This is a genomic window from Archangium sp. (genome assembly GCF_036389735.1).
Lineage (GTDB): Bacteria > Myxococcota > Myxococcia > Myxococcales > Myxococcaceae > Archangium.
In genome coordinates, this window is sequence record NZ_DASVWK010000804.1 from 1 (window position 1) to 8438 (window position 8438).

6 protein-coding genes and 1 pseudogene are annotated in these 8438 nt (G+C 66.0%); 2 read left to right on the top strand and 5 right to left on the bottom strand.

The window, feature by feature from the left end:
• The 5 genes and pseudogenes from VF794_RS28385 to VF794_RS28405 form a co-directional block, all read right to left on the bottom strand.
• A pseudogene (locus tag VF794_RS28385) lies at positions 1-362 on the bottom strand (hypothetical protein); the annotation flags it as partial.
• 18 nt (positions 363-380) lie between these two features.
• A complete protein-coding gene (gene priA, locus VF794_RS28390; RefSeq protein WP_331115752.1) occupies positions 381-2624 on the bottom strand; it encodes a replication restart helicase PriA in 2244 nt (747 codons plus the stop codon).
• Positions 2625-2727: 103 nt separating this feature from the next.
• The gene (locus VF794_RS28395) at positions 2728-3312 is read right to left on the bottom strand and encodes a hypothetical protein (RefSeq protein WP_331115754.1); all 585 of its coding nucleotides are present in this window, start codon (positions 3310-3312) and stop codon (positions 2728-2730) included.
• A gap of 71 nt (positions 3313-3383) precedes the next feature.
• Complete coding sequence (locus tag VF794_RS28400) at positions 3384-5051, bottom strand: serine/threonine-protein kinase (RefSeq protein ID WP_331115756.1); 1668 nt, start codon at positions 5049-5051, stop codon at positions 3384-3386.
• Positions 5052-5903 (bottom strand): DUF2381 family protein, encoded by an 852-nt coding sequence (locus tag VF794_RS28405; RefSeq protein ID WP_331115757.1) that lies wholly within the window; start codon positions 5901-5903, stop codon positions 5052-5054.
• Between the two features lie 202 nt (positions 5904-6105).
• Here VF794_RS28405 and VF794_RS28410 point away from each other — a divergent pair, with 202 nt between their 5' ends.
• Positions 6106-6837, top strand: a complete 732-nt coding sequence (locus VF794_RS28410; protein ID WP_331115759.1) for a PaeR7I family type II restriction endonuclease — start codon at positions 6106-6108, stop codon at positions 6835-6837.
• Between the two features lie 9 nt (positions 6838-6846).
• Positions 6847-8438 (top strand): Eco57I restriction-modification methylase domain-containing protein (locus VF794_RS28415; protein ID WP_331115761.1); only part of this gene is annotated, 1592 nt, incomplete at its 3' end.

Below are 8438 nucleotides of genomic sequence, written 5' to 3' on the forward strand. Positions count from 1 at the left end.
AACCAGGCCTCCGGGCCCGCGGGGGAGCCGATGATGGTGACCACCTGCTCCATGAAGCTGGCCCCATCCAGGGGCAGGGGCGCCACCGGGGCGGCGCTGCCGCGAATGGGCTCGCCGAGCAGCATCACGCGCGCGAGCCGCATGTCCGGGTGTTGCCCGAGCTCCTCGAGCACCAGGTGGCCGCGACCGCTCTCCACCCCGGGCGCCAGGACGATGAGCGCGGGCAGGTGATGGCCGAAGGCAATGAGGGCATCGGCCACGGACGTGGCGAGGATGACCTCATAGCCCTCGCGTGCGAGCAACCGGCGCACGGTGGCGATGGTGGCGATGTCGTCGTGGACGAGTAGGACCGATTCGGCCATTGGAAACCAGACGGCAGTCTACAGCATGGCCGCCGGATCCACGTCGATCGTGACACGCACGGCGGACGGGAGGTCGACCAGCTTCGCCTCCAGGCGGGCGAGCAGCGGAGCGAGCGCCGCATGGCTGGGCGCCTTGAGGAGCAACTGCCACCGGGTACGTCCGCGGATGCGGGCGATGGGGGCCACGGCCGGGCCCAGCAGACGCACTCCCCAGGAGACCGGAGGCATGTTGCGCGAGATGAAGTCCCCGAGCTGCCGGGCGACGCTGGCGGTCTGCTCGGCGTGCTCGCCCTCGAGCCGCACCGCCGCCATGCGCGTGTAGGGCGGCCAGGCAAGCACCTTGCGCCGCTCCAGCTCCCGCTGGGAGAAGCCCTCGAAGTCGTGGGCCAGCATCCGTTTCACCGGCTCGGCGTCCGGATTGTAGGTCTGCACCAGCACCCGCCCCGGGTCCTTCCCACGCCCGGCCCGCCCCGCCACCTGGGTGAGGAGGTGGAAGGTGCGCTCGGCGGCGCGGAAGTCCGGAATGGCCAACGAGGTGTCCGCCATCACCACGCACACCAGGGTCACCCCGGGGAAGTCGTGCCCCTTGGCCACCATCTGCGTGCCCACCAGGACATCAATCTCCCGGCGGGCGAAGGAGGCCAGCATCTCCGTGAGGCGCTCGGCACTGGTGGCCGAGTCCCGGTCCAACCGGGCCACGCGGGCCTGGGGGATGCGCTCGGCGACCTCGGCCTCCACGCGCTCGGTGCCGATGCCCATTTTCAACAGCGGCCCGGTGCACTCGCGGCAGTGCTCGGGCACGGGGTGGGCCACGCCGCAGTAGTGGCACACCAGCCGGTTCTGCGAGCGGTGGTAGGTGAGGCACACGTCGCAGTCGGAGCACTTCACCGAGGTGCCGCACACCTCGCAGATGAGGAAGGTGCTGTGGCCTCGGCGGTTGAGGAAGAGGATGACCTGCTGGCCGCGCCCGATGGTCTCCGCCATGGCGTCGAGCAGTGGCGGCGAGAGGATGGGGGCCTCCTCCTGTACGAGCGGCTCGCGGGGGCGCTCCTGGCGCAGGTCCACCAGCTCGATGCGGGGCATGGGCCGATCATCCACGCGGTGCTTCAGCTCGAGCTTGCGGTAGCGGCCTCGGCGGGTGTTCTCCAGCGTCTCCAGCGAGGGCGTGGCCGAGCCGAGCACCACCACGGCCCCGGCCTGCTTGGCGCGCACCACGGCCAGGTCCCGGGCCTGGTAGCGCAGCTTGTCCTCCTGCTTGAAGGAAGGGTCGTGCTCCTCGTCCACGACGATGAGGCCGAGGTTGTCCACGGGGGCGAACACCGCCGAGCGCACGCCCACGGCGATGCGCACCGCGCCCTTGCGCAGGGCCTGCCAGTGGAAGAGGCGCTCGCGGTCCTTGAGGCCCGAGTGCAGCACGGCCACGTCCGCGCCGAAGCGGCTGCGGAAGCGCCCCACGAGCTGCGGCGTGAGGGCGATCTCCGGCACCAGCACGAGGCTGCCCTGCCCTCGCGCGAGCGCACGCTCCACGGCGCGCAGGTACACCTCCGTCTTGCCGCTGCCGGTGACGCCGTGGAGGAGGAAGGGCTGGAAGCCCCCGGTGTCGACGGCGGCGTGGAGCTCCAGCACCGCGGCGGCCTGCTCGGGGGTGAGCTGCTCGGGTCGTCCCTGGGCGAGCCCCTCCTTCACTCCCGGGGCGATGACCTCCTCGTCGATGCGGACGAAGCCGCGCTCGACGAGCTTGCGCAGCGTCTCGCGGGCACCGGGGATGGCGTGGGCGACCTCCTCAATGGGGGCGCGACCTCCCACGGCGAGGAGGTAGGCCAGGGCGGCGGACTGCGCGGGCGCACGGCGGAGGACGGCGGGGGCCTCGGGGACGAGCGCCACGGCGAACTCCTGCACGTCCGGCTTCGCCTCCTTCTCCTCCACGGCCTTGGTGAGCCCCGGGGGCAGCGCGCTCTTGATGACCTCGCCGAGCGGGTAGCGGTAGTGCTCGGCGGCGAAGCGCAGGAGCGCGATGAGGTCCGGCGGGAGCGAGGGCGACTCGTCCAGCACCTTCATGATGGGCTTGAGCTTGACGCTCTCGCCCTCGGCGGGAGGCTGGGCGGGCCCGAGGAAGAAGCCGAGCGACATGCTCCGTCCGAAGGGCACGAGGATGCGCTGACCCGGCGCCAGGCGCCCGGAGAGACCCTCGGGCACGACGTAGGTGAACTCGCCCCGGACGGGACGGCCGACTGCGACGGAGGCGAGGTTCGAGGGGCTCACGGCGACTTGGGAGCACTGTAGCGATGCCCCCTGACACCGGTAGTTTCCGACCGCGCTTCCCACCGTGGGCGCGGGAGGGCACACCCACAGTGGAGGGAGGGGCTCACCGCAGCCACGGATTCTCGGCGCGTTGCATTCCGGACTGGAGCGCGCGCAGGGCGGCGGGCATCGCCCAGATGTCGGCGTCAGGACCCTCCAGAGGGCCCCAGCGCGTCACGAGACGCGCATGGCGCTTGATGAAGGCGCGCAACCGCTTCCACCAGCGACGCGTGGACTCGGGGGGAGAACGGGTCACCTTCAGGGCCGGCCACGAGAAGGTGGAGATGTCGACGCAGTCCCTGGGCAACACGCTCCAGCCGGGAACCCAGATGCGCATCAAGATGCTGACATGGCTGTAGGGTCCGAAGTAGGGGACGGAGTTGTCCAGGCCAGGATTCAGCTCCTTCCAGCCAGCGAAGGGATCCTCGATACGGGTGTCAGGACCCTCGGGATGCAGAAGCGGGAGGGGGCCACCAGGAACGTGCCAGAGCATCGTCTTGCCGCGGATGTCGTCCACCTGCCACACGGCTCGCCAGCGATCCGGCCCATCGTGCAGGAGGAAGGCAATCTCGGGGTCCGCGTTGAGCCACTCGTGCAGCAGCGGCACATCCTCTTCCACCATGTAGAGCGGTAGCGATCCAGCTGCCATGGCTCATCTCGGCTGGAGTTGCAGCGGGTCGGGAACGGAGAGCCCTCTCGCAACCCTGGTATCTGGTGACCTCACTCGGGCCGCTCGAAGCGGCGCGTCACCGTCATGGGGGCCTGCAGGCTGATCTTGAAGGTGCCCGGATACGTCCCCGCCTCCTTCCAATAGCCCCCCCGCTCGTCGAAGCCGAGCACCATGCACACCGGCATCTTCTGACCCCAGGGCAACTCCGCGTGGGTCCAATAGGCATGGATCTTCTCCCCTCCCGTCCACAGGTGCCCGTACAGCTTCGTACGCACTGGCAGCAGATCGACAGCATCATCTTTGTCGTGGATGACGCTCACGATGGGGCCCGCGCGGAAGTCTTCGAATTCGCTCGCGCCGCCCGGCCGGTTGATGTCGAGCGTGACGTAGCCCTGCCTGCCCGGTCCGAAGCCCCTGATGCCCATGGCCGTGAGCGCCTCCTTGGGACAGTCCTGGGGCCAGGTCGGATGCACCGGCACGCTGGCACAGCCCGTGGTCACGAGGCACACGGCCGCCGCCAGCGATTTCATGAAGTCCAGGTCCAGAGAGGAGGGCTCCGTCTCGGGAGCCAGCGAGGGGTTGGAGGGAGTCTTCGATTCACGCATGGGAGGACCTTCCTGGGTCGGGGGATTGGATGCGACGGGCAGATGCGAGCGGGCGTGGAGCCCCACCGCTAGCGCGGCCATCAGCACAGCGCCCAGGAGCAACGTGCCCCCGTGATGCGTTGGCTCCCGGCGCGGCGCGCTGTCCTCCGTGGGACGCGCGTGCGACGTGGGCTCCTCGTTTCGCGCGAAGAGGGGCGCCATCAGCTCAAGCCCACCCTGCCGCAGGAGCGCATCCACTGCCTCGACCACCTCCCGCGCACTGGCTGGACGCTCCTCGGGCCGTGGCGACAGCAGCCGCAACACCAGGGCACTGACTCCCGGGGGCACACGCGGATTGAGAGCGGCCGGAGCCCTGGGTAACTGCCCCCCCAGGTGTGCCCGGTGGGCGTCCACGGGCGGCTCGTCCTCGAAAGGAAAGGTGTGGGTGAGTGCCCGGTACCAGGTGACGCCCAACGCGTACACCTCATCCGTGATGCGGAACTCGTAGTGCGCCCGGAAGTCGTCCAGGTGTTCCCGCTGGAAGCGAAGGGCCTCGGGGCTCCGATGGGTCGACGTGCCCGGCGGGAGCTGCGTGCCGGTGAGCGGGGACGCCCCCTCGTAATCGCCCACGCCCAGGTCCACCAGCACCAGCCGCCCATCCCCACGAACGAGGAGGTTCTCCCCCTTCACGTCTCGGTGCATCGCGCCCGCCTCGTGCACCGCGTGCAGCGCCAGCGCCGACTGCCTGATGAGCTTCAACGCCTCGCGCACCTGGACGTCCCGCAGGCGGAGCCAGTCATACACACAAGGGCCCGGCACATGCTCCATGACCAGGAAGGGCAGGCGCTCCCCGGTGCCCGGCAGGTGCCAGTACCCCGCATCGATGAGGCGGACCACGTTGGGGTGCTTCACCCGTGACAGCAGTTCCACCTCCCGCTCCAGCCGGCGAGAAACAGGGCCCGGCTTCAGCGCCAGCTTCAGCGCGGCCTGGCGCCGGAGCACGCCCTTCCCGCGCACGAGGTACACCGCCCCGAAACCACCCCGGCCCAGCCGGCTGACGATGACCCAGTCGCCTACGCGCGTGCCCGCGGGCAGCTCCATTGGGTCCCACTTCCACGCCGCGTGTGCAGCCATTCAGTATGACTCCTCCACCCGCACAACACGGTTTCCGCCCGCCTCCCGTACCTCCAGAAGCACGGGCGCACCGGCCCCCTTCTCCGTCGACTCCACCACCACCTGCCCGCTGCTCCCTGGCTCGATGGGCGCCGCCATGCGCACCGTCCACGGAACGCCGCTCTTGAGCACCTCGCCCGTCGGCGACAGGCACACGACGTCCGACACAACCCAGGGCCTCGCTCCCTCGGGATTGTGGACGAGGAAGGTGATGGCCCGCCCATGCTCCGCCCGGTAGTCCCACGGTTTCTTCGCGATCACCCCACTTCCGATGGTTTTTCCCGGGAACATGCTGCCCGTGATGCCGGACTGCCCCATCACTCCCGAGAGCACCAGGCGGGAGAACGGACCGTCCTCGCGCTGTGTGAACGCGGCGTCCGGTTCCGGCGTGGTCGAGCGCGGGCGGAGCTCCACATCCACCCGCGCGTCTACTTCACCGGGGCGCGAGACGAGTTGGAAGACCAGCCGAGTGCGGATCGGGCCCTGCACGAGGACCACCTCCAGCGACAACCTCTCACCGGGGGCCAACTCCTCCCGGGACTTGATCGACACGGAACGCCCGACCACCTCCACCCAGACCGGGCGCCCGGGTCTCGTCCGTGTCACCTCGGCGTGCACCACCTCCGCGTCGAAGCGCACGACCGTGGGGATGCCCGGGGCCAACCGCAGCTCCGGCTCACCGCCAGCGGGTACCTGGGCGAGCACGAGCTGCTGCTCGCGGCGCACACGAACCACGGCCGGATGCTGGGCATCCGCGACGGTGGCGCAGGCGAACAGAGCCGCCACAGCGGCGCGATGAAGACGGGGCGGCATGCGCATGACCTCCAAGGTTCATGCGTATAACATGACCGGTATCGTTCGGTACGAGAGCCAAGTAACCCGACCCACAGGCTCCTTGTGGTCACCAACTACGCCCCACGTCAGTCAAGAACTTGGCCAGATGATGCGCGCCGAAGAAGATGCCGCATCATCCGAGTCGATCAGAATCGACGGGAGCGCAGGAGTTCCGCCGTCCATGAGCGTCACCCTCACCGATTACGAGAACCGCACACGCAAGGCTGTCGCGCACTACTGGAAGACGCTGAACGAACAGTCCGCACGGCAGGCCAAACAAGATGCTGACCGTGGTCGGCGTTCTGCCGTAACTGGCGGGAAGCAGATGGACGGATTCTGTCGCCTTGTCAACCAACTCCTGATCGACAATGGGCTTCCGGAAGCACACATCTACACGAGCACGAAGCTGGAGCTGCCTGGTTACTTCCGGCCCACCAAGAAGTGGGACATGGTCGTCGTCTACGAGGACATGCTCGTGGCAGCGCTGGAGTTCAAGTCCCAACGAGGTCCCTCCTTCGGGAATAACTTCAATAACCGCAGCGAGGAAGCCATCGGTACGGGTAAGGACATCGAAACCGCGTTCCGGGAAAAAGCCTTCGGTGCCAGCCCTCGACCATGGCTTGGCTGGTTGATGCTTTTGGAGGACTGCCCGGCCTCCAAGCGACCTGTCAAGGTAGACGAGCCCCACTTCGATGTATTCCCAGAATTCTGGGATACGTCCTATGCCCAGCGATATGAACTGCTTCTCCGCAAGCTGGTCTTGGAGAAGCTCTTCGATTCCTCCGCGCTTCTCCTGTGCACCGAAGCGCAGGGTCAGAGCGGTGATTACACTGAACCGGCTCGCGATCTTGGCGTAAAGCAGTTCCTCGCTGGGCTTGGAGCCCACGTCGGAAAATTCCTTGCCAGCATCTGAGGACCGGACATGCAGTTGCAGTTCAATCTGCCTTCGCAATTCAGTAAGGACGCTTACCAGTACGGGGAGCGGGCATCCGGAGAGACTCACGGCGTCGTCCTGACGAAGCCGCATGTGGTCAATCTGATCCTTGACCTCGCCCGGTACACTCCGGATCGCGCCCTCGCGTCCATGCGCATCTTGGAGCCGGCATGCGGAACAGGAGCGTTCCTCGTGCCAATTGTCGACCGGTTGCTCAAGGCGTCCCGCCGCGATGGAGTCAAGGAAACAGCGCTTGGACAACGGGTCGTGGCGTACGATATCGACCCAGACCATGTTGTCGCTTCTCGCTCGGCTGTGGTGAGGGCGCTTCAAGAGCAAGACGTATCCACAAGGGTTGCGCGTCGCTTGGCCGAACAGTGGGTGCGCGAAGGCGACTTCCTCCTGGCACAGGATGAACCGTTCGATGTAGTGGTCGGAAACCCGCCCTATATCCGAATCGAACAACTCGCCCCTTCTCTCCAGGCAGAGTACCGACGTCGGTACACATCTCTCTACGATCGCGCAGACCTATACGTGGCCTTCATTGAGCGCGGACTCGACTTGCTCAAGCCCGATGGCGTTCTGTCCTTTATCTGCGCGGATCGCTGGATTTTGAATCGATACGGGGCCCCTCTGCGCAAGAGGATCACGGAAAGGTTCAAGGTTCACGCATACATTGACCTGCACCGAGCTTCGCCCTTTGAGTCCGAAGTCATCGCCTATCCATCCATCTTCGCAATCGGTCCAGGTAAGAGCGCGCGAGTGTCTGTCGGTAGTATGTCGACTGCGACTCCCGAAGAATGCGCCATTATTCAGCGAGCTATACAAGATGGCAGGTCATCGCACTCAGGCGTTTCTGTAGCAACTCATGAAACATGGTTCCAAGGCGATGAACCTTGGGTCCTGAGTTCTCCGCAGCACCTCGAAACCCTTCGCCTGCTTGAAGCACGTTTCCCATCTATCGAAGCTGATGGAACCACACGGGTGCGAATTGGTGTAGCCACAGGCAACGACAAAATTTTCATCGTCAACGATGGCGTTGACATTGAATCCAGCCGTCTCGTGCCCTTGGTGAAGCGTGAAGACATCGAACGGGGCAACATCAAAGACGCCAAGCGCTTTGTGATTAATACGTTTGATGATCAGGGCAAGCTCATCGACCTCAATCGTTACCCACGTCTCGCTCGCTACCTCAAATCTCACGAGAACATCATCCGCAAGCGCCACGTTGCGCAGAACAACAACGCGGGCTGGTTCAGGACCATTGATCGCGTCTACCCAGAGTTGGTTTCCGTGCCCAAGCTCCTGGTGCCTGACATCGCTGGATCGAATGAAGTTGTTTTCGAAGAGGGGCACTTTCATCCCCACCACAACCTCTACTTCATCATCTCAAGCGCCTGGGACATGGAGGTTCTTGGCGGTTTGCTCAGTTCCAAAGTCGCACTGTTCTTCATCTGGTCTTACGCCGTGAAGATGCGAGGAGGCTATCTCCGCTTCCAGGCACAGTACCTGCGACGAATCCGGATCCCCAAGCCTGTTGATGTCCCAGCGAAACTGAAGAACGCGATTCGCACTGCGTT